Consider the following 19,880-nt stretch of genomic DNA (forward strand, 5'->3'; position numbering starts at 1 on the left):
CCATGATCGGAATCGATAGAGACACCGGGGCCACGGTCGACGACTGGCTGCAATTCGTGCAGCGCGCGACACGAGCCCTGACCACGCCGCTGGGCACCCGGCAAAAAAGGCCCCTTTATGGTTCGTTGATCCCCACGCTGTTGGGGCAAAACCTGGGCGATGACGTTCTGCTTCTGGCCCAGAGTCACGCTGCGCAGGCTTTCTACAACGCGCAGAACGGCATCGGAGATTTCCAGCCAGGCGTGATCGTCGCCACGCGTCAGGGCGCCGGTCTGCTGCTGCGCTTCGCCGGCACCTGGAAAAACCGCCAACAGACTTTCGAGGTCGTGACATGAGCATGTTGATCCCGGGCCAGAACCAACTGGCCGAACCCTCTTTGATCAAGGTCGAGGCCTTCGAGGATCTGCTGGCCGAGTTCAAGACCTTCGTCCTGGAATACGTCGGTACCCGCTCGCCGCAGAGCGCTGCGAAACTCAAGACCAGCCTGGACAACGAAAGCGAATTGCTGACGATGGCGCTCGAAGCGTTTTGCGTTCGCCTGCAAAGCCACGAACGCAAATACAACGCTCGCATCAAGCAAATGCTGGCGTGGTGGGCCACCGGCAGCAACCTTGATGCGCGGCTCGCGGACATGGGGCTGGAGCGGCAGTTGCTCGACCCGGGCGACCCGGCAGCGTTTCCGCCAGTGCCGGCGATTTACGAGAGCGACGATGATGCCCGGTTGCGTTATTACCTGGCGCCCCATGCGCCGGCAGCGGGGTCGCGGATGCAGTATCGCCGCGAGGTGTTCACCCTCGGCGAACGGCCGGCGGTGAAAGTCGAATCCACCGATGCCGGCGTCGTCAACGTCACCTACACCTTTGCCCCGGACGGCCTCGCTGCACAGGTCAAGGATGGCAATGGCCGCCGCACGGCCCCCGGTGAAGTGCAGGTGACGGTGCTGTCCCGCGACGCCGACGGCACACCGTCCGCCGCACTGCTCGACGGCGTGCGCCAGCACTTCGCCCGGCCCGATGTCTGTCCGGAAACCGACAAGGTCACGGTCAAAGGCGCCGAGATTCAGCGCTACAAAATCCGCGTCGTGGCAAAGATCAATTCCGGCCCCGATTCGGGCCTGACCAAAGTCGCCGCCGAGCAACATCTGCAAGCCTACGCCGACAGCTGCCATCGCCTGGAAGGCCGGATCGACCCGAGCTGGATCGACTACACGCTGCACAGCGCCGGCGCCGTGCAATTGCAGATTCTTGAACCGCTGACGCCGATTGTGTGCACCGCGTTTCAAGCGCCGTACTGTACGGCGGTCGAGGTCGAGGTGCAGACACTATGACGGACCAGACACCGCGTCCGACCCTGCTGCCGGCCAACAGCTCGGCGCTGGAACGGGCACTCGACATCGGCTTCGGCGCTTTGCTTGACCGCATCGCACCGCCGTTCCCCGAACTGATGAACCCGAGCTCGACACCCCTCGCATTCCTGCCGTATCTCGCAGCGGATCGCGGCGTGGCCGAATGGAGCACCGACGCACCGGAAGCCGAGAAGCGCCTGACCGTCGAACTGGCCTGGCCAACCGCGCGTCAGGCCGGCACCCGCAAGGCACTGGAAAACGCTGCCAAGGGCTTGCAACTCAGGCCTGAAGTCCGCGCCTGGTATGAACAGACACCGCCCGGCGAACCCTACAGCTTTTCCGTGCGGGCCTTCAGCGAACAACCCTACAGCGAAGAAATCGATGCCCGTCTCGACCGACGCCTGGCCGATGCCAAGAGCGAACGGGACGTGCTGTCGGTGTCGGTCGGCCTCAGCGCCTTCGGCTCTCATGTGATCGGCGCCGCGACCTTTTGCGGTGAGCTGACCACGGTTTATCCGGTGTTCCTCGAAGGGCTCGAAACCTCGGGAGAGGCCTTCATGGCGGCTGCGCTGTACACCGTCGAAACATCCACTATTTATCCTCAGGGGGCCTGAATGGCTGACTATTACACCCTGCTCACCAACGCAGGGATTGCCTACGAAACCGCCTGCAAGGCGGCGGGCGTACCGATCAAGCTGACGCAGATTTCCGTCGGCGATGGCAGCGGCGCGGTCTACAACCCGGCCGCGACGGCTACCGCGCTGAAACGTGAAGTCTGGCGCGGACCGCTCAATGCGTTGTTCCAGGACGAGAAAAACCCGAGCTGGCTGCTCGCCGAAGTCACCATCCCGCCGGACGTCGGCGGCTGGTACGTGCGTGAAGCCGGCCTTTGGACCGACACCGGCATTCTCTACGCCATCGTCAAATACCCGGAGTCGTTCAAACCGGTGCTGGCCACTTCAGGCTCGGGCAAAGAGTTCTACATCCGCTCGATTTTCGAGACCAGCAATGCCTCACTGGTGACGCTGCTGATCGATGACACGGTGGTCAAGGCCACTCGGGCGTGGGTCATGAGCTACCTCGCCGAAGAACTCGGCAAACTCGACGGCAAACAGTCGGCTCGCGTCGCCGCCACCGCCAACGTGGTGTTGAACGGCGCGCAGCAGATCGACGGCGTGGCGGTGATCGCCGGCGACCGTGTGCTGCTGCCGAATCAGACCCTGGCCAAGGACAACGGCCTGTGGATCGTCGCCAACGGCGACTGGGTTCGGGCCAACGATGCCAACGTCAGCGCCAAGGTCACACCGGGCCTGACGGTGATGGTGGAGGAGGGCACGCTCAACGGCGATTCGCTGTGGCACCTGACCACCAACGCACCGATCACGCTCGGCACTACCGCGCTGACATTCAAGATGCTGGCCGGGCGCACCGGGATTGCTGCCGGTACCTACAAAAGTCTGAGCGTCGACGAATACGGCCGCGCGACAGCCGGCTCGAATCCCGACACGCTGGCCGGTTTCGGCATCAAGGATTCGTACACCAAGGCTGAAGTCGAGGCGCTGATTGCCAAGGCGTCGGCGTTGCCGGTGGGGTCGATTGTCGCGTTCCCGGTTGACTCGCCACCGCCGGGCTTTCTGGAGTTGGACAACAGCGTCAAGAGCAGCGCGACCTACCCTGACTTGAGCGCCTATCTGGGTGGCAAGTTCAACAGGGGGGATGAGGGTGTCGGGAATTTCCGGTTGCCTGAGGCGCGTGGGGAATTCTTGCGGGGTTGGGATCATGGGCGTGGGGTGGATGCCGGGCGTGGCATTGGCAGTTGGCAGGCTGATGACAACAAGGCACATACGCATACAGCCGTTGGTACGATTTACTCGTATGGTCATTTGGCGGCTGGTCCAGGGCGTGACTTTCAGAGTTCCAATGTCACTACTTCCTCGGCGGGCGGTTCAGAGGCGCGTCCACGCAACATCGCCGTCATGTGGTGCATCAAAGCCTGGAACGCCCCGGTCAATCAGGGAAACATCGACGTAGCAGCATTGGTCAAGGAAGTCTCCCGGCTGGGGTCGGCCGTTCCGGTGGGTGCTGTCATGGCGTTTCCAACGGGGATCGTACCGCCCGGCTTTCTTGAGCTGGATGGCAGCGTGCAGAGCATTGCGACCTATCCGGATCTGGCGGCGTACCTGAGCACAAAATTCAACAAGGGCGATGAGGGCACCGGTAATTTCCGTTTGCCGGAGTCTCGCGGAGAATTCCTGCGTGGCTGGGATCATGGTCGCGGGATCGATATAGGTCGCGGGCTCGGTAGCTGGCAGGCGGATGACAACAAGGCTCACGCCCACACCTACACCCGGATTCCCGTTTTCGGCAATACCGGTGGCGCCAACGCCGCGGGTATCGTTGCCGACAATGGAACGCAGACAGGCAGTTCCAACTTCGCCAGCTACATGAACACGTCGGGAGGCAGCGAGGCGCGACCACGCAACCTCGCCGTCATGTGGTGCATCAAGGCCTGGAACGCGCCGATCAATCAGGGAAGCATCGATGTAGCAGCACTGGCCAAGGAAGTCTCGCAGCTGAAATCGTCTGTTCCGGTGGGTGCTGTTCTGTCGTTTCCAATGGGTGTCGTGCCTGCCGGTTATCTGGAGCTGGATGGCAGCGTGCAGAGCATTGCGACCTACCCGGATCTGGCGGCGTATCTCGGAACAAAGTTCAACAAAGGGGACGAAGGCGCGGGCAATTTCCGCCTGCCAGAGTCTCGCGGTGAGTTCCTGCGAGGTTGGGATCATGGACGAGGTGTGGACGCTGGACGGGAGCTGGGAAGTTTCCAGAAGGCAACGCTTTTGGCGACTGACGCGACAACTCCTGATCTCAAGGCGCTGCAAGACACCACAGTTGCATTCACGCTGGGTCCGACCCTTACCGAAAATGCTCATTCATACGTTGGTGGCGACGTGGTCAACAAGGCCATGTATCCGGGAACCGGCATTACCGTCAGCACGGCTGACAACCCTGGGAAGTCCTTTTTAGACACACCGTTGATGTTTGAGCGTGGCAACCTTGTTGGCACTCGCCCACGAAACATCAGCGTCATGTGGTGCATCAAAGCCTGGAACGCGCCGGTCAACCAGGGAACGATCGATATAGCCGCACTCGCAGCGGCCGTTGAAACCGCCTCCAGCAATGGCCCACTTGTTGGGAGCATGCGTGGCGACAAGATGCAGATTTCGGTCGCGTCGTCGTCCGGAACGATCAAGGTGGCGGAGGTTGTTGTCGGCAATGCCAATGGCAAGACGCGCACCCTGCGAAACTTCAGCCAGTTGGTTGATCTGGCGTCGGCAGCCAAGGGCCTCGGGGCCATGGATGCAGGGGCTGCGCCAGTCAATGGCTATGTGGCCCTCTATGCCTTTTACAACCCGGTAACCGAAGCTCAGGGCGTGATGGCGTGGAACTGCACGTCGGCTGTGGCGCCTGTTATGTACGGTGGGTCGGCTCCACCAGCGGGTTACACCTACTCGGCGCTGATCGGGGTGTGGCCAACGAACGCCAGCGGCCAGTTCCCGAATGGTTATCAGGAAAACCGAATGTTCTCCGGTAATGGCAAGGAAGTGTTGTCGACACAGGGCGGCAGGTCCAGCTTTGCGCCGTTCTCGGTGGCTTCTGCTGTTCCGATGAATGCAAAGCAATGTCAAGGCTACATTGGGCTTTCCAACGCCACGGCTGGTGTCAATACCTATGCAGCCTTGGGCGGCGAAAATGGTGTGGGCAACGTACAGTTCGCTTGCAATCCCTCTGGCGCTGCAAACGGTGGCCCTCAAAGTCCTTTTCCGCTTCTGCCGCTGACGAGTCCTCAGACGCTGTATCACACCCTGTCGGCGTCTGCGGGTATCGCAACCTTTAGCATCAACATCTCGGCATATACATTTTAAGGCTGACCTATGAGCATCTATGTCCAATTTACGGACGAGCACCAGCTTGCCGTGACGGCGGTTTTTGCAGAGCCGCAAGATGAGGCGTATTGGCCGAACCAGGGCGTCGTTACGGAAGACGATGTCCGCTATCTGGCCTACATCGCTTCAAAAACCGGAAATGCCCCGGTCTCAAAAGAAGACGTCATCGCTGCCGAGCGATTCCGCCGGGAAGCCTCTGGCGTGTCGGTCGGTGAGCTTCTGATTGAGACAACTCGCGTCAGCCAGGCGCTGATCGCAAGCACGGGGCTTTCAGCCATTCTCGATCCCGAATACCGCTGCAATTTCAAAACAGCGAAGGGGTTCGTCGAGATTGGCGCTGCGCAAATCATCGAAATTGCGAAAGCCGTGCGGGCGCACGTACAGGCCTGTTTTGACCGCGAGCTGACGTTGTTACGCGCAATCGAGGCAGGTGAGTACCACGACGAAATGCTGGCCGAGGGCTGGCCGGATTCATCGTCGACCGATACCGCAGATCTCGAATAAACGCCCCGCACCCCGGGGCATTTTCTTGTCCGCCCAACACATTCAACACCCGCCAAGCCCCTCCCAACGAGGGGCTTTCCCGTTTATGGAGAAACGAAAAATGGCAACCCGCCAAACCTACACCGTGCTCGTTCCATTCCCCACCGGCGGTGGGCACTGGTCGAGCGTCGGCCAGGAACTCGATCTGCTCGATGTCGAGGCCAGTGCGCTGCACAGCGCCGGTCGACTGGAGCTGAAAACACCTACCACCAAGGCCGTGAAGGCCGCTGCCAAGAAGGCTGACTGACTATGGCTGAGGTTCTGAACTTCGAGCACAACGGCATTACCGTCAATGCCACCGAATCCCCCGAGGCCATGGGTGGCTTGGGCGACAACGTTATCGGTCTGGTCGGCACCGCGCCGAAAGCCGATCCGCTGATTCCGCGCAACGCACCGTTTCGCATCAACAGCTTCACCACCCACGCGCTGCTGGATCCGACCGGTTCGGAAGAGGGCACCCTGTACCACGCCGTTTACCAGATCCTCAAAGTGGTCAAGGTGCCGGTGTACGTAGTGATCGTCGAAGCAGGCGCGACCCCGGCCGATACCGTCAATGCGGTAATCGGCGGTGTTGAACCGGCCACCGGCCGCAAGCTCGGTCTGGCCGCACTGGGCAGCGTCCCGGAAGACCTGACCATCATCGGCGCGCCGGGCTTCACCGGCACTAAAGCGGTGGCCAGCGAGTTCGCCTCGTTCGGCAAGCGCATCAAGGCCCGTGTGGTGCTGGACGGCAAGGATGTCTCGGTCGCCGATCAGGTGCTGTACAGCCAGGAACTGGGCGGTGCGGATCTGGGTTTCGACCGTTGCCTGGTGGTGCACAACATGCCGGCCGTGTACTCGAAAGCCGCGAAGAAAAACGTCTTCCTCGCGCCATCCAGTCTGGCGATTGCCGCGCTGGCCAAGGTCAAGCAGTGGGAAAGCCCGGGCAACCAGGTGACCTACGCCGAGGACGTGTCGCGGGTCGTTGAGTACAACATCCTCGACACCTCCACCGAAGGCGATCTGCTTAACCGCTACGGCGTCAGCTACTACGCCCGCACCATCCTTGGCGGCTTCTCGCTGCTGGGCAACCGCTCGATTACCGGCAAGTTCATCAGCTACGTCGGTCTGGAAGACGCCATCAGCCGCAAGCTGGTGAAGGCCGGCCAGAAAGCCATGGCGAAGAACCTGACCAAGTCGTTCATGGATCAGGAAGTCAAACGCATCAACGACTGGCTGCAGACCCTGGTCGCCGACGAAACCATTCCCGGCGGCAGCGTGTACCTGCACCCGGAACTCAACAGCGTCGAGAAGTACAAGAACGGCACCTGGTACGTGGTCATCGACTACGGCCGCTACGCGCCGAACGAACACATGGTTTATCAACTCAACGCCCGCGATGAAATCATCGAGCAGTTCCTGGAGGACGTTCTCTAATGTTTACCAACCGCGTAAGACAGGCCATCGCGGCCACCCTGCAAGGCCTGCCGCTGTCGGCGACCGTTGAGGAATTCACTCCGCCGAAGATCGACTTCGACATGGAAAGCATGACGGGCGGGCGCTTCATCGTCGAGGAAATGGCCAAGAGCGCCAAGCCGCTGAACGCCACGCTCAAGCTGCAAGGCACCGGCGCTGAAGTGCTGCTGGCGATGGGCGTGAAACTGGGCGACGACATTCTGCTGAACGTGCGTGAAGCCGGTCAGGATCAGGACGGCAACACCTGGTTCACCTATCACACCATTGGCGGCAAGCTCAAAACCATGGGTGAAGAAGCAATCAAAATGGGTAGCAAAGCCCTGACGACTCTTGAGTTCTCCTGCCGCACCTACAACCGCCTGGAAAACGGCGTGCCGGTGATCGACATCGACGTGCGCACCCAGAAGTTCGTGCTCAACGGCGTCGACATTCTCGGTGATGCCCGTCGTGCGGTGCTGATGCCGTAAGCCCCGGCCAGAAAGTCAACACCTGACTCTGTGGGAGCGAGCCTGCTCGCGATGAGGCCGTCACATTCAAATTCAATGTTGACTGACCCGCCGCCATCGCCAGCAGGCTGGCTCCCACAAGTTGTACTCAAGAATCACCAAGGAATTCCTTTCATGTCGTGGATGCCACCCAAGCATGACCTGTTGTCGCCGATCACCGGTGACGACGGCTCGCAGATCGAATCGATCCAGCTCAAGCCGCTGTTCTACGCCGCCCAGAAAGAAGCGCTGGAACGCGCAGGCGACGATGAAGACGACCAGTTCTTCGAACTGGCGCTGCTGGCCACCGGCTTGTCGGTCAAGGAACTCGACCAGCTCAAGCGTCCGGACTACGTGACCATCGCGCAATACGTGCACGAGATGTCGACCCGTCCGGCGTCGTACTTTCTCGACCAGGTCGAAGACGCGGAAAAATCCGACGATCCCGACCAGGTGCAACTGCTGCAACCGCTCGCCGTCACCGGCCGCACCGTGACTTCGCTGAGCCTGGAAATGCCGGCGCTGCGGGCCACCAAAGTGATGAAGAAACTGAAAACGGCCAAGGAACGCGCCGAGTTCATCACCGCCCATTGCACCGGCCTGATGATCCCCGATCTGGCCCTGTTGAGCGTGCCGGACTGGACGCAATTGCAGGTGCGCATCGACGATTTTTTAAACCAGCCGGCGGCCTTCTTTCAGAACGCGACATCGAAGTAATCCTCGATATCGTGCCGCTCATTTACCCGGTAAGTGAGGCGGAAATTCTGGAGTGGGACGCCGAAAAGGCGTTGCGCCGCTACGACATAGCGATCACTCGCCTTGGCGTGAAAAGGGAGTAGAGCGGCATGGCAGAGAGTAAAAATACGCTCATGAATGCCGGTGACAGCACAAGCGCAGGATTCGGCAGTATCACCCTGAGCACTGCCGCGCTGAACGCAGGAGCCGGGCAGTTTGCCGTGGAACAGACCAGCGGCCTGCGCCAGGCACTGATGACGGCCAGCGGTAAAATCGAGCTGCTGACGACGGCAATCGATGCATTGAGCATGACACTGTCCGCCTTGCGTGCGTTGCCGCAGGCAGTGAGTGCCGGAGCCAGGAGTGAGTCGTCCGGCGGACAGAAAACACCGGAAAAATCCTCCGGGGGAGCTGAGCTTCCCGAGATGCGCAAGGCCGCGATGGCCATGGATTCGGCGGCGGCCACTCTCGCCAGTGTGGCGCAGCTTTCCCGCGATGGCGGGAAAGACATGGCGCTCACGAGCCTGAAAATGGCCAGTGCCACCCTGGTGGCTGCCGGAGGTACGACCGGGGTCGAACTGGTCAGGATTGAAACCCTGGCAGCCAAGGCGGGAATCGGCAGCGAAGCGGTGAACGAGGAGGGCAGAAAGCACGAGTTGCTGACCTTTGCCAGCGATGCGGCCATCACTGCATCGGCATTCAAGGTTTCGGGGCTGGAAGCCGGCGAAATGTTGAAGGTCTGGCGCACCTCGATGAAGCTCTCGCGCGATCAAGCCCTTGATCTTGCGGATGCGGCCAACCATCTCGGCAAAATGCCCGGAGATGTGCAGACAGCGGATATCGGTACTGTCTTGCAGCAGTCGGGCGAGGCGGCAATCAGCGCAGGCTTGCAGCCTGAACAGGCTGCGGCGTTGACGGCAGCGTTGCTTAACAGCGGCGCGAAAAAAGACGATGCTGGCAATGCGCTGAAGAACATTTCCAGTGCGCTGGGCAAGGGCGATCAAGCATCCATAGCCGAAAAAGGTGCCTGGAAGCAGTTGGGTCTGGATCCCAAGGCAGTGGCCGAAGCCATGCGTGATCCTGACAAACAGAATGCCCAAGGCGCCGTTCTATCAGTGCTTGCGGCGCTGAATGCCAGACCGGTAGAACAGCGCTCGACATTGGCCCGGACCTTGTTCGCGGACAGTGGAGAGGCCGCGTTGTCGCTGTCCCAGGACCTGGGCAAGGTGAATGAAGCCTTTTTCCTTGTGAGCGACAAAAGCCGATACGCGACATCGAAGCTGGGTGACAAAGGCTCGGTAAGACAGTCCGCACTGGCACTTGCCGATACTCAGCAGGGGCAGTGGAACATCAAGAATGCCCGTGAGGAACGTTTGTCGGTCGCCAAAGGCAATGCACTGGCGCCGTATATCGAAAAACCCGGTGAGAGCCATTCGATAGACGCGCTGAGCGATTTGGCCGAAACCTACCCGAAAACCACGGGTGCTGTTCTGACGGCGACGGCCTGGATCAAACCGGTGTTCGACGCCGTGACCGATGCGGTGGTCGGTGAACTGAAAGACCGGGGAGGCAAATGGATCGTTGATAAAGCTGCCAGTTACCTTCCCGGTCGTTCAAAGCTCGGCTTGTCTGCAGCAACCTCTGCGACGGCCGTGGCTGAAACTCAGGGCTTGGCTCTGGCCAGTCGCAGTGCCAGCGCTGGCAACGGTCTGAAAATACTCGAACAGACTGCAAGGGTTGCTGCCCCGGGGCTGGAGCCTGTGCTCGCATCGGTGCAGCCGGCCTCGCGCTGGATGCCTTGGCAGGCGAAGGCGGCGATTGGTGCTTCGGCTGTCGCCGCAGGTATTGCCAGCGGTGACAAACAGCAGATCGCGCAAGGTCTCGGTGCCGCTGGTGGCGCCTGGGCCGGTGCGGTCGCCGGCAGCTCGATCGGCGCCTCCATAGGAAGTGTGGGGCTGGCGCCGGGCATTGCACTTGGCGGTTTGATTGGTGGACTGGTCGGGGGATGGCTGGGCGCTGAGGGAGGAGGCTTTTTAGGTGAGAAGCTCATGTCCAGCGCGCCGGACAAACTCGCCCCGCCGGCCGAAGTCGCCAAAGACCTGGCTGGCGCACAGACGCAAAACCAGCAGGTTTCCTTCTCTCCGACGATCCAGGTCACCTGTCCTGCCCCCGACACTGCCCAACAGATTCATTCGATTATCGAGCAACAGATTTCCGGTCAATTCCATGGCCAATTCATGCCGCTGCTGATGGGCGCTAACCCACTCGGGACGCGTCGTGATGCAGCCCTGACTGACGGAGCCGGTACATGAAACAACAAATGGCACTGGGCAGTTTCATCTTCGGTCTGTCCCGGGATTTTGCGTACAGCGCGCTGACGCGTAAATCCGAGGGTGGCTGGACTGATCTGCAAATCCTCAACAGCAAACCCAGGTCCCATCAGACAGGACAGAAGCCTGAAACCCTGACCATCTCCGGCACCTCGATGTACGCCGTGGCGATGGAGCGGCTCGATGAACTGCGTGCACTGCAAGCGTTGAGAGTACCGCTGCCGTTGATTGACGGCATTGGTCGCAACTGGGGTTTGTGGCGGATCAACAGCATCGACGAAAACCAGAGCGAGGTCATCGATGACGGCACCGCGATGGTGATCAAGTGGGTCATCGGATTGTCGGAGTTCAACAATGCGTAAGGTACGAAGCGTGGCCGGTGATTCGGTGAATCTGTTGCTGTACCGCGAGACCGGTCGCAGCGATGACAGCGCCGAAGAAGCCCTGTGGACGCTCAACCCGACCCTGGCCGAGCACGGCCCGATCCTGCCGGCGGGTGTCTGGGTGACGCTGCCGGAACTCGACTCGAAACCCGCCGCGATCAAACCGGTTCTGGCCTGGGATTAAGGAGGCTGCATGGCACAGGGATTTACGCCGGCGATCGAAATCTACGGCGCCCACAAGGACCTGCTGAACCAGCGCCTGATCAGTTGGGAACACATCGATGCCGCCGGCATGGAGTCCGATCAACTGACGCTGGTGCTCGACCTGGAAGGCCTTGAAGGCTTGCCGACCTTGGGCGGAACCATCGGCCTGCGGGTGGGGTATCTGGAGACCGGGCTGGTCGAAAAGGGTCAGTTCAAGATCACTCGACTGACACCCACGCTGTTCCCGCTGCGCCTGACGCTGGTCGCGACCGCCGCGCCTTTCAGCGGCAAGGACGACACCGGATTCAAGGAACGGCGCACGGCCAGTCATGGCCCCACGACGCTTGGCGGGCTGTTTCGCAAACTGGTTGAGCCGCACGGTTTTTCGCCGCGTGTGGATCCCGAACTGGCGCTGATCAGGATCGCTCATGTCGACCAGTCGAACGAAACCGACATGAGCTTCATCACACGCCTGGCGAAAAAGTACGACGCGGTGGCCAAACCGTTCAACGACCTCTACGTACTGGCGAAACCGGCGCAACTGAAAAACCTGTCGGGCCAGGTGATACCGGATGTCAGGCTGTCGGTGACCCACAACAACCGGCCGGGCGATCACGCCTTCATCAGCGCCACGCTGGAAGAGACTGCCCGCACCCAGAATCAGGGTTGCAAAACCTCATTCTGGGACGGTGCTCTCGGCAAGCTGCGGGAGGTGATCACCGGGTCCGAACCCTACAAGGTCATGCGCCAGAAACTGGCCAGCGAAGAAGAAGCCAAAGCCATCGGCGAGGCCGAAGTACGCAAGATGCTGCGCGAGAAATACAAGCTGAAGGTCACCTGCCCGGGCGATCCGCTGCTGGCAGCCGAAGGCTTGTTGGTGCTCGATGACACCTGGCCGGACTTCATGCGCGGTCGCTGGTCGATTGAAAAGGTGACTGCCAGCGGCAAGCCCGAAGAAAGTTATCGCTGCCTGATTGAAGCAAACGGCCGGGATCCCGAGGCAAAAGCCAAGGACTGATCCCCCCCGGTCTCACCCGCCACACGCATCACTGTGGCCACTCACACATCCTGGAACGCTCCCCATGAAGATCTCCCCGATCCTCACGCAGCTGCGTGCGCAATGCCCAAGCCTTGCCGGCCATATCGCGACAGGTGTCGACCTGGCGCTGCTGCAAGGCGACCCGAATCTGCCGATGCCCTCGGCCCATGTTTTACCGCTGGCTGACGTAGCCAGCGCCAGCACCGCCCAGAACTCCCCCAGCCAACCGATCCGCGACCGCTTCGAAATCATCCTGGCACTCGATGCCACGGACGGCACAAAAGCGCTGGATCTGTTGCACGACCTGCGCGCCGAACTGTGGCGTGCGCTGGTGGGTTTCAAACCCGATTCCAACGACAGCGCCATCGTTTACGACGGTGGCGAAACGGTCTCGATCAACAGCAGCCGCGCGTTCTACCGGCTGCGCTTTTTTGCCGAGTTCCAGCTGGGCCGCAATCTGCCAAGTCAGCCTGCGGAGAGTTGGCACGAACGCGAACTGGACGGTTTGTCGTCCTTTACCGGGGTCACCGTGCGGGTCGATGCGATCGACCCGGCCGACCCCAATCTGAAACGCCCGGGCCCTGACGGGCGCGTGGAAATGACTTTCTCTGGAGACGTAACCCCATGAGCAACCGCATCACCGTAGTGCCGGCCGCCGGCCGTGCCGTGCCGGACCCTGAAGCCGGCGACCTGCTGCCACTGGAAGGCCGTGAAGTGCTGGACAGCGCCTGGTGGCGCCGACGTCTGGCCGACGGCGATATCACCCTCAAAACCGCTACGACCAAACAAAAGGGAGCCAAATAATGGCGATCGGATTCAGCAACATCCCTGCGGACATTCGTGTACCGCTGTTCTATGCCGAAATGGACAACTCGGCCGCCAATAGCGCGTCCTCGTCCATGCGCCGCCTGATCGTGGCGCAGGTCAACGACAACATCGCCCCGAGCGAAGTCGGCAAACTGGTGCTGGTCTCCAGCGTGGCACTGGCCAAGAGCATTGGCGGCCAGGGCTCGATGCTGGCTTCCATGTACGAGACTTTCCGCAAGGCCGACCCGATCGGTGAGATCTGGTGCCTGCCGCTGCACAACGCCACCGGCGCCATCGCCAAAGGCGTGCTGACCCTGACCGGCACCGCGACTCAGGCTGGCGTGCTCAACCTGTATGTCGGCGGCGTTCGCGTCCAGGCCACCGTGGTCAACGGTGCCACTGCTGCCCAGGCGGCCACCGCCCTGGCACAGAAAATCAACGCCACCGCCGATCTGCCGGTGAGCGCAGCCGCCGCCGAAGGCGTCGTCACTCTGAGCGCCAAATGGACTGGCGAGAGCGGCAACGACATCAGCCTGCAATTCAATCGCCTGGGCAAGAGCAACGGCGAAGAAACCCCGGCTGGCCTGACCACCGCCATCACCGCCATGACCGGCGGCGTCGGTGTGCCTGACCAGGTTGAAGCGGTTGCGGCACTGGGCGACGAGCCGTTCGAGTTCATCACACTGCCATGGTCCGACCTGGCCACCCTCAACACCTGGCAAGCGGTGATGGATGACAGCACCGGTCGCTGGTCGTGGGCCAAGCAACTGTTCGGTCACGTCTACAGCGCCAAGCGTGGCACCGTCGGTACTCTGGTGGCGGCCGGTCAGGCGCGCAACGACCAGCACATGACCATTCAGGCGCTGGAGCCGGGCGTTCCGCAACCGGTGTGGGTACAAGCTGCGGCACTGGCTGCGCGCACCGCGGTGTTCATCTCCGCTGACGCCAGCCGTCCGACCCAGAGCGGCAGCCTGCCAGGCGTCGATCCGGCCCCGGCCAGCGAACGCTTCACCCTGACCGAGCGTCAGTCCCTGCTCAACTACGGCATCGCCACCGCGTACTACGAAGGCGGCTACGTGCGTATCCAGCGTTCGATTACCACCTACCAGAAGAACGCTTACGGCCAGGCCGACAACTCGTACCTGGACAGCGAAACCATGCACCAGTCGGCGTTCATCGTGCGTCGTCTGCAAAGCGTGATCACCAGCAAATACGGTCGCCACAAACTGGCCTCCGACGGCACCCGTTTCGGCGCCGGCCAGCCGATCGTCACCCCGGCGACCATTCGTGGTGAGCTGATCGCCCAGTACGCCAAGCTCGAACTCGAAGGCCACGTGGAAAACGCCGAGCTGTTCGCCGAGCACCTGATCGTCGAGCGCGACGTGCAGGACCCGAGCCGCGTGAACGTGCTGTTCCCGCCGGATTACATCAACGGTCTGCGCGTGTTCGCACTGCTCAACCAGTTCCGTCTGCAGTACGACGACGTCGCCTGATCGGCCCGTTTGAGACTGTGATTTCAGCCCACCTTGCGTGGGCTTTTTATTTGAAGGGAGTAACACCATGGGTCAACTGATTGCAGGCACCTGCTACGTCAAGGTCGACGGTGCACAACTGACTATCAACGGCGGCTGCGAAGCCCCGCTGATGGCCGTCAAACGCGAAACCGTCGTACCGGGTTTCTACAAGGAAACCGACATCGCGCCATCGTTCAAGGTGACTGCGCTGCACACCGCCGACTTCCCGCTGAAGAAGCTGATCGAAGGCACCGACATCACCGTCACCTGCGAATTCAGCAACGGCAAAGTCTACGTGCTGGCCGGTGCGTACCTGGTCGAAGAGCCAGTCTCCAAGGGCGATGACGCCACCATCGAACTGAAATTCGAAGGCATCAAGGGGACCTGGCAATGAGCGGCGCCGTGAAGCTTCAAGTTGCGATCGAAGCTCACGGCGAGCCCCTGACCGAACTCGTCCTGCGCCGTCCGACGGTGCAGGAGGTGCGAGCGATCAAGGCGCTGCCGTACAAGATCGACAAGAGCGAAGAGGTCAGCCTCGACATGGACGTGGCGGCCAAATACATCGCCGTGTGCGCCGGCATTCCGCCGTCGTCGGTCAACCAGCTCGATCTGGCTGACCTCAACGCGCTGAGCTGGGCCGTTGCGAGTTTTTTCATGAGTGCGGCGTCGGAGCCATCACCGACCTGATTTCGGTCGCCTATGACCTGGCCTGGTTCTGGAAGGTTGACCCCGAACAGATGATGGCCAGGCCACTGGATGTGCTTCGCGAATCGCTGGAGCACGCGCAACGGATCAATGCGATGCAGCAGGTGCAGTGATGGCAGAAGAAACCAAAGCTAAAGCGTCGGTGCTGCTTACCGGCATCGACGAACTGTCACCCAAACTCGGCGCCCTGCGAGTGAAGGTCGATGACTTCAAGAAAAACCTCGAACAGACCGGCCTCGGCAAACTGGACATCAGCGGTCTGTTCAAGGGCGGCAGCGTGATTACGCCGTTCGTGGACGGCATCAAATCGGCTGCGGCGTTTCAGGGCAAGCTTGCCGAGGTCAGCGAGGCGGCGAAAACCGTCGACCTGCCGGAAACACCGAAAGCCGCCGCGCAGAACATGAATGTGTTCAGCGCATCCATGGAGAAGGTGTCCGCTGCGGTGGACGCCGCCCTGGTGCCGGCGGTGGGCGCATTGGTGGTCGGGCTGGAGCCGATGCTGACCCAGGTCGGCAGCCTGCTGGCCGACAACCCAAAACTGGTCGAAGGCCTGGCAGCGGGGGCGATTGCGTTTTCCGCCATGCAGACCGCCGTCACCGGTATGACTCAGGTGATGGACGTCATGAGCATGGTGCTCAAGACCAACCCGATCATGCTGATCGCCATGGGCATTGCCGTGGCGGCCGGTCTGATCGTGGCCAACTGGACACCCATTTCCGCGTTCTTCACCGGATTGTGGGAGGGCGTGAAAAACGCCGGGGCCAGTGCAATGGCGACGTTGCGCTCGGTGCTCGACTGGCGGCCGCTGGAGGCACTGGCGGCGTTGTGGGAGCCGGTCACCGGTTTCTTCTCGGGAATCTGGGACAAGGTCAAGGTCGTGACCGCGCCGGTGATCGACTTCTTCAAGTCGGTTTTCTCGTGGTCGCCCGCAGGCATGATCCTGGAAAACTGGGGGCCGTTGACCGGTCTTTTTTCGGCGATCTGGGAGCTGCTCAAGGCCTTGAGTGTGCCGATGATGGCGTTCCTCAGAAACCTGTTCGACTTCTCGCCCATGCAGATGATCAACAGTGCATGGGGCGGTGTTGTCAGGTTCTTCGAACCGATGTTCAGCGGCCTGCGAAAAGCCGCGCAAACGGCGAAAGAGTTCCTGGTGTCGTTGTTCGACTTCTCGCCGATGCAGATGATCACCAGTGCGTGGGGCGGTGTTGTTGCGTACTTCCAGCCGGTGTGGACGACGCTGCAATCGGCCGTGCAAAGCACCCGGGATACGTTGCGGGCACTGTTCGATTTTTTCCCGATGGAAATGATCACCAGCGCCTGGGGTGGTGTCGTTGGATTCTTCGAACCGATCTGGACGGCACTGCAAACGTCAGTGCAACAGGTCAAAGGTTTTTTCACCGGTCTGTTCGAGTGGTCGCCGCTGGAGCAGATTGCGCAGTACTGGCAGCCGATCGGTGAGGTTTTCTCGGCGCTGTGGGGTGTTGTGCTGGCGCTGTCCGCGCCGGTCGTGGACTTTTTGCACGGCCTGTTCGAATGGAAACCCCTGGATCAGATCATCGAGAGCTGGGGGCCGATTGTCGGGTGGTTCGGCGAGTTGTGGCAAAAGCTGCAAACCGTCATCGCGCCGATCAAGGAGTTGTTCGACGGCGGCTTCGCCGGGCTGATCGCCAAGGTCACCGGCAAGGTCGAAACCCTGACCCAGGCGCAGCGCCAGACCAATGCCGAAGGCAAGGGTGAACTGGCGCCGGCATTCTTCGGTGCCAGCTCGAAACCCGAGGGCGGCAGTGCGTTGCAGGGCGGTTCGTTGCCGCAATCCTCCAGCGCCCTGATCCAGCAAAGCGCCGCCAACAACCGCACGCAACTCGAAGGCGGCCTGACGGTGCGCTTCGAAAACGCGCCGGCGGGGCTGCGTACCGATCAACCGCAAACCAATCAACCGGGGCTGGCGCTCAGTTCGCGCATCGGCTATCGCTCGCTATCGGCAGGAGGTTCCAATGAACTGGCGTGACCGTTTGTTGCCGGCATCCTTTCGTGGTGTCGGCTTCTGGATCGACCAGGCGAAAACCCCGGTCGGTCGCAAGGGGCAGTTGCACGAATACCCGCAACGGGACCTGCCGTTCTTCGAGGATCTCGGCCAGCAGGCCAAGACCCACGATCTGACGGCGTTCATCATCGGTGCCGATTGCCTGGAGCAGCGCGACAAGCTGCTCCAGGCCCTAGAGCAGGGCAGCGGCGAACTGGTGCATCCGTGGCTGGGACGCTTGCAGGTCAAGGTCGGCGAGTGCGACATGACCCATACCCGCCAGGACGGCGGGATGGTGACGTTCAGTCTGAAGTTCTACCCGGACCGACCGCTGCCGTTTCCGACGGCGACGGTCAGCACGCAAAAAGTCCTGTTGATCAAGGCCGACGGTTTGCTCGGTTCGGCGGTGGCGCGCTTCGAACAGGCTATGACCCTGATCAAGGCGGCGCGGATCGGCATCGCCAATCTGCGCAACAGCCTTACCGGCGTGTACGACGTGATCAAGGAGCAGCTCAAGCCGCTGATCGCGCAGTACAAGCAGATCACCGAACTGGTCAGGGCCGTCAAGGAGCTGCCCAAGGAAGTGGCAGCGGAGTTCAAGGGCTTGCTTGGCGATATCAAGGAGCTGAAGGCATTCGCGAAGGAGGGCTACCGTGGCGTGATTGCCGACGTGTCCCAACAGATCGAAGCCATCCGCAAGGCCGACGCCCCGAAAATCACCACCGGCAAGGACACCACCGCTGCAGCGCAGGCCCTGGCCAATCTGGTGCAGGACACCCTGATCGTCAAAGCGGCGCAATGGGTAGCCTCGATGCCGGTGGCGTCGACACCGGTGAAACTGTCGTCGACGCCTTCGCTGGACCAACAGTCGAAACAGCCGGTCAGCCGTCAGGAAGTGCCGGTCACCGACGATCTGCAAGCGCTGCAAAAAGAGCTGATCGAAGCGCTGCAAAAGGCCCAGGACAAGGCCGATCCCGCGCACTATCAGGCCATCGCCGATGTGAAGGAAGCGCTGATCGCGCACCTCAAGGCTGTGGCTTCGTCCGGTGTGCGGCTGGTCAGCAAAACCTTCCAGGAAACCTTCCCGGCGCTGGTTGTGGCCTACAAGCAGTTTGGCGACGCCACTCGGGTGACCGAGGTCATTCAGCGCAATGGTCTGTCTCATCCGAGCTTCTCACCCAACGAAGTCAAGGTTTCCAGGGAGTGAGTCATGAACGAGACTGACAACCGCGTGACGCTGACCGTCAACAGCATGGAATACGGCGGCTGGAAAAGCGTGGAGATCACCGCGGATCTGGAGCGCCAGTTCCGCACCTTCAAACTCGACATCACCTGGCAATGGCCGGGGCAGACCGTGGATCAGCGGATCAAGGCCGGTGACCCCTGTGAAGTGAGGATCGGCCAGGATCTGGTACTCACCGGTTATGTGTTCAAGGCGCCGATCAGTTATGACGGGCGGCAGATCAGCCTGAGCATCGAAGGCAGTTCCAAAACTCAGGACCTGGTGGATTGTGCGGCCCGAAACATCCCCGGCCAATGGCAGGATCAGTCGCTGTTGAACATCGTCCAGGCCCTGGCCGGGGAATACTCGCAGTTTGTGGTCAACGAAATTCCCGAGACTGCACGTCTGAGCAAACACACGATCGTCCCGGGTGAAACAGTGTTTCAGTCGATCGACCGTCTGCTCTCGCTGTACCGGGTGTTTTCCACCGATGATGCCGAAGGCCGGCTGGTGCTCGCCAAACCCGGCAGCGCTGGCCGCGCCAGCGATGCGCTGGAGCTGGGCAAGAACATTCTTTCGGCCAATGCACCGATGGACTTCAGCCAGGTGTTTTCCGAGTACCGGGTGATCGGTCAGCAAAAGGGCAACGACAAGAAGAGCGGGGCGGCGGTCAGCGAAGTTGAATCGACGGCGATGGACCTGAGCTTCAAGCGCCGGCGCACCACGATCATCAACGAAGGCTCGCAACTGACGTTCGAACTGGCCCAGCAACGGGCACAGTGGGAGAGCGCCACGCGTATGGGCCGGGCGCTGACCACCACGTATCAGGTGCAGGGCTGGCGTCAGTCCAATGGCGATCTGTGGCGTCACAACACGTTGGTGCGGGTCAAGGACCCGGTGCTTGGTTTCGATGAAGACATGCTGATTTCCAAGGTGACGTATTCGCTGTCGGCGCAGGGCTCGGTGACCACGCTGCAAGTGGCGCCGCCGCATACCTTCGACGCCAATCCGGCCCCACCGAAAAAGACCTGAGCCCAAGTTCTGCAAACACCACCGGACACTGTGGGAGCGGGCTTGCCCGCGAAAGCTGTGGTGGCTGCAACACATCTTTGCCTGAACGACCGCCATCGCGGGCAAGCCCGC

The 19,880-nt window shown here is 61.2% G+C and carries 21 protein-coding genes; all 21 read left to right on the forward strand.

Features of this window, described 5'->3' with window-relative positions:
* The first annotated feature begins 2 nt into the window (after nucleotides 1-2).
* The 21 genes from ACSPX5_RS00730 to ACSPX5_RS00830 all read left to right on the forward strand — a co-directional run bounded on the left by ACSPX5_RS00730 (nucleotide 3) and on the right by ACSPX5_RS00830 (nucleotide 19,769).
* Nucleotides 3-335, forward strand: coding sequence for a phage baseplate protein (locus ACSPX5_RS00730; RefSeq protein ID WP_169429086.1), 333 nt, complete (start codon nucleotides 3-5; stop codon nucleotides 333-335).
* Nucleotides 332-1,327, forward strand: coding sequence for a baseplate J/gp47 family protein (locus ACSPX5_RS00735; protein ID WP_439820770.1), 996 nt, complete (start codon nucleotides 332-334; stop codon nucleotides 1,325-1,327). Before ACSPX5_RS00730 ends, ACSPX5_RS00735 begins: the two co-directional genes overlap by 4 nt.
* Nucleotides 1,324-1,959, forward strand: a complete 636-nt coding sequence (locus ACSPX5_RS00740; protein WP_207866769.1) for a phage tail protein I — start codon at nucleotides 1,324-1,326, stop codon at nucleotides 1,957-1,959. Before ACSPX5_RS00735 ends, ACSPX5_RS00740 begins: the two co-directional genes overlap by 4 nt.
* Complete coding sequence (locus ACSPX5_RS00745; protein ID WP_439820771.1) at nucleotides 1,960-5,271, forward strand: tail fiber protein; 3,312 nt, start codon at nucleotides 1,960-1,962, stop codon at nucleotides 5,269-5,271.
* A gap of 9 nt (nucleotides 5,272-5,280) precedes the next feature.
* Complete coding sequence (locus ACSPX5_RS00750) at nucleotides 5,281-5,796, forward strand: DUF4376 domain-containing protein (protein ID WP_169429089.1); 516 nt, start codon at nucleotides 5,281-5,283, stop codon at nucleotides 5,794-5,796.
* Nucleotides 5,797-5,896: 100 nt separating this feature from the next.
* On the forward strand, nucleotides 5,897-6,082 hold the full coding sequence (locus ACSPX5_RS00755) for a hypothetical protein (RefSeq protein WP_039771239.1): 186 nt from the start codon (nucleotides 5,897-5,899) through the stop codon (nucleotides 6,080-6,082).
* Nucleotides 6,083-6,084: 2 nt separating this feature from the next.
* The gene (locus tag ACSPX5_RS00760; RefSeq protein WP_064379034.1) at nucleotides 6,085-7,251 is read left to right on the forward strand and encodes a hypothetical protein; all 1,167 of its coding nucleotides are present in this window, start codon (nucleotides 6,085-6,087) and stop codon (nucleotides 7,249-7,251) included.
* Nucleotides 7,251-7,757: a phage major tail tube protein gene (locus ACSPX5_RS00765; RefSeq protein WP_169429090.1), complete on the forward strand. Its 507-nt coding sequence runs from the start codon at nucleotides 7,251-7,253 to the stop codon at nucleotides 7,755-7,757. The genes ACSPX5_RS00760 and ACSPX5_RS00765 overlap by 1 nt, the downstream gene beginning before the upstream one ends.
* Nucleotides 7,758-7,910: 153 nt before the next feature.
* Nucleotides 7,911-8,492 (forward strand): phage tail assembly protein, encoded by a 582-nt coding sequence (locus ACSPX5_RS00770; RefSeq protein WP_439820772.1) that lies wholly within the window; start codon nucleotides 7,911-7,913, stop codon nucleotides 8,490-8,492.
* Between the two features lie 128 nt (nucleotides 8,493-8,620).
* Nucleotides 8,621-10,822 (forward strand): phage tail tape measure protein, encoded by a 2,202-nt coding sequence (locus ACSPX5_RS00775; protein ID WP_439820773.1) that lies wholly within the window; start codon nucleotides 8,621-8,623, stop codon nucleotides 10,820-10,822.
* Complete coding sequence (locus tag ACSPX5_RS00780; protein WP_439820774.1) at nucleotides 10,819-11,202, forward strand: phage tail protein; 384 nt, start codon at nucleotides 10,819-10,821, stop codon at nucleotides 11,200-11,202. The genes ACSPX5_RS00775 and ACSPX5_RS00780 overlap by 4 nt, the downstream gene beginning before the upstream one ends.
* Nucleotides 11,195-11,407 (forward strand): tail protein X, encoded by a 213-nt coding sequence (locus tag ACSPX5_RS00785; protein ID WP_007954888.1) that lies wholly within the window; start codon nucleotides 11,195-11,197, stop codon nucleotides 11,405-11,407. Before ACSPX5_RS00780 ends, ACSPX5_RS00785 begins: the two co-directional genes overlap by 8 nt.
* 9 nt (nucleotides 11,408-11,416) lie before the next feature.
* The gene (locus ACSPX5_RS00790) at nucleotides 11,417-12,445 is read left to right on the forward strand and encodes a phage late control D family protein (protein WP_439820775.1); all 1,029 of its coding nucleotides are present in this window, start codon (nucleotides 11,417-11,419) and stop codon (nucleotides 12,443-12,445) included.
* Nucleotides 12,446-12,509: 64 nt separating this feature from the next.
* Nucleotides 12,510-13,094 carry a phage tail terminator protein gene (locus tag ACSPX5_RS00795; protein ID WP_439820776.1) on the forward strand — a complete coding sequence of 195 codons (585 nt, stop codon included), beginning with the start codon at nucleotides 12,510-12,512 and terminating at the stop codon, nucleotides 13,092-13,094.
* On the forward strand, nucleotides 13,091-13,270 hold the full coding sequence (locus ACSPX5_RS00800; RefSeq protein WP_169429095.1) for a DUF2635 domain-containing protein: 180 nt from the start codon (nucleotides 13,091-13,093) through the stop codon (nucleotides 13,268-13,270). The genes ACSPX5_RS00795 and ACSPX5_RS00800 overlap by 4 nt, the downstream gene beginning before the upstream one ends.
* Nucleotides 13,270-14,766, forward strand: coding sequence for a phage tail sheath subtilisin-like domain-containing protein (locus ACSPX5_RS00805; protein WP_207866694.1), 1,497 nt, complete (start codon nucleotides 13,270-13,272; stop codon nucleotides 14,764-14,766). Before ACSPX5_RS00800 ends, ACSPX5_RS00805 begins: the two co-directional genes overlap by 1 nt.
* Nucleotides 14,767-14,833: 67 nt before the next feature.
* A complete protein-coding gene (locus ACSPX5_RS00810; protein WP_007908779.1) occupies nucleotides 14,834-15,181 on the forward strand; it encodes a phage tail tube protein in 348 nt (115 codons plus the stop codon).
* Entirely contained in the window at nucleotides 15,178-15,474 is a 297-nt protein-coding gene (locus ACSPX5_RS00815) for a phage tail assembly protein (RefSeq protein ID WP_003222226.1), read from the forward strand. Before ACSPX5_RS00810 ends, ACSPX5_RS00815 begins: the two co-directional genes overlap by 4 nt.
* A gap of 130 nt (nucleotides 15,475-15,604) precedes the next feature.
* Nucleotides 15,605-17,500, forward strand: coding sequence for a phage tail protein (locus tag ACSPX5_RS00820; RefSeq protein WP_439820777.1), 1,896 nt, complete (start codon nucleotides 15,605-15,607; stop codon nucleotides 17,498-17,500).
* Nucleotides 17,487-18,722 carry a DNA circularization protein gene (locus ACSPX5_RS00825; RefSeq protein ID WP_409318672.1) on the forward strand — a complete coding sequence of 412 codons (1,236 nt, stop codon included), beginning with the start codon at nucleotides 17,487-17,489 and terminating at the stop codon, nucleotides 18,720-18,722. The genes ACSPX5_RS00820 and ACSPX5_RS00825 overlap by 14 nt, the downstream gene beginning before the upstream one ends.
* A 3-nt stretch (nucleotides 18,723-18,725) precedes the next feature.
* A complete protein-coding gene (locus ACSPX5_RS00830; protein WP_439820778.1) occupies nucleotides 18,726-19,769 on the forward strand; it encodes a phage baseplate assembly protein in 1,044 nt (347 codons plus the stop codon).
* Nucleotides 19,770-19,880: the final 111 nt, after the last annotated feature.

Source organism: Pseudomonas sp. HLG18, from assembly GCF_051903985.1.
GTDB classification, from domain to species: domain Bacteria; phylum Pseudomonadota; class Gammaproteobacteria; order Pseudomonadales; family Pseudomonadaceae; genus Aquipseudomonas; species Aquipseudomonas fluorescens_BT.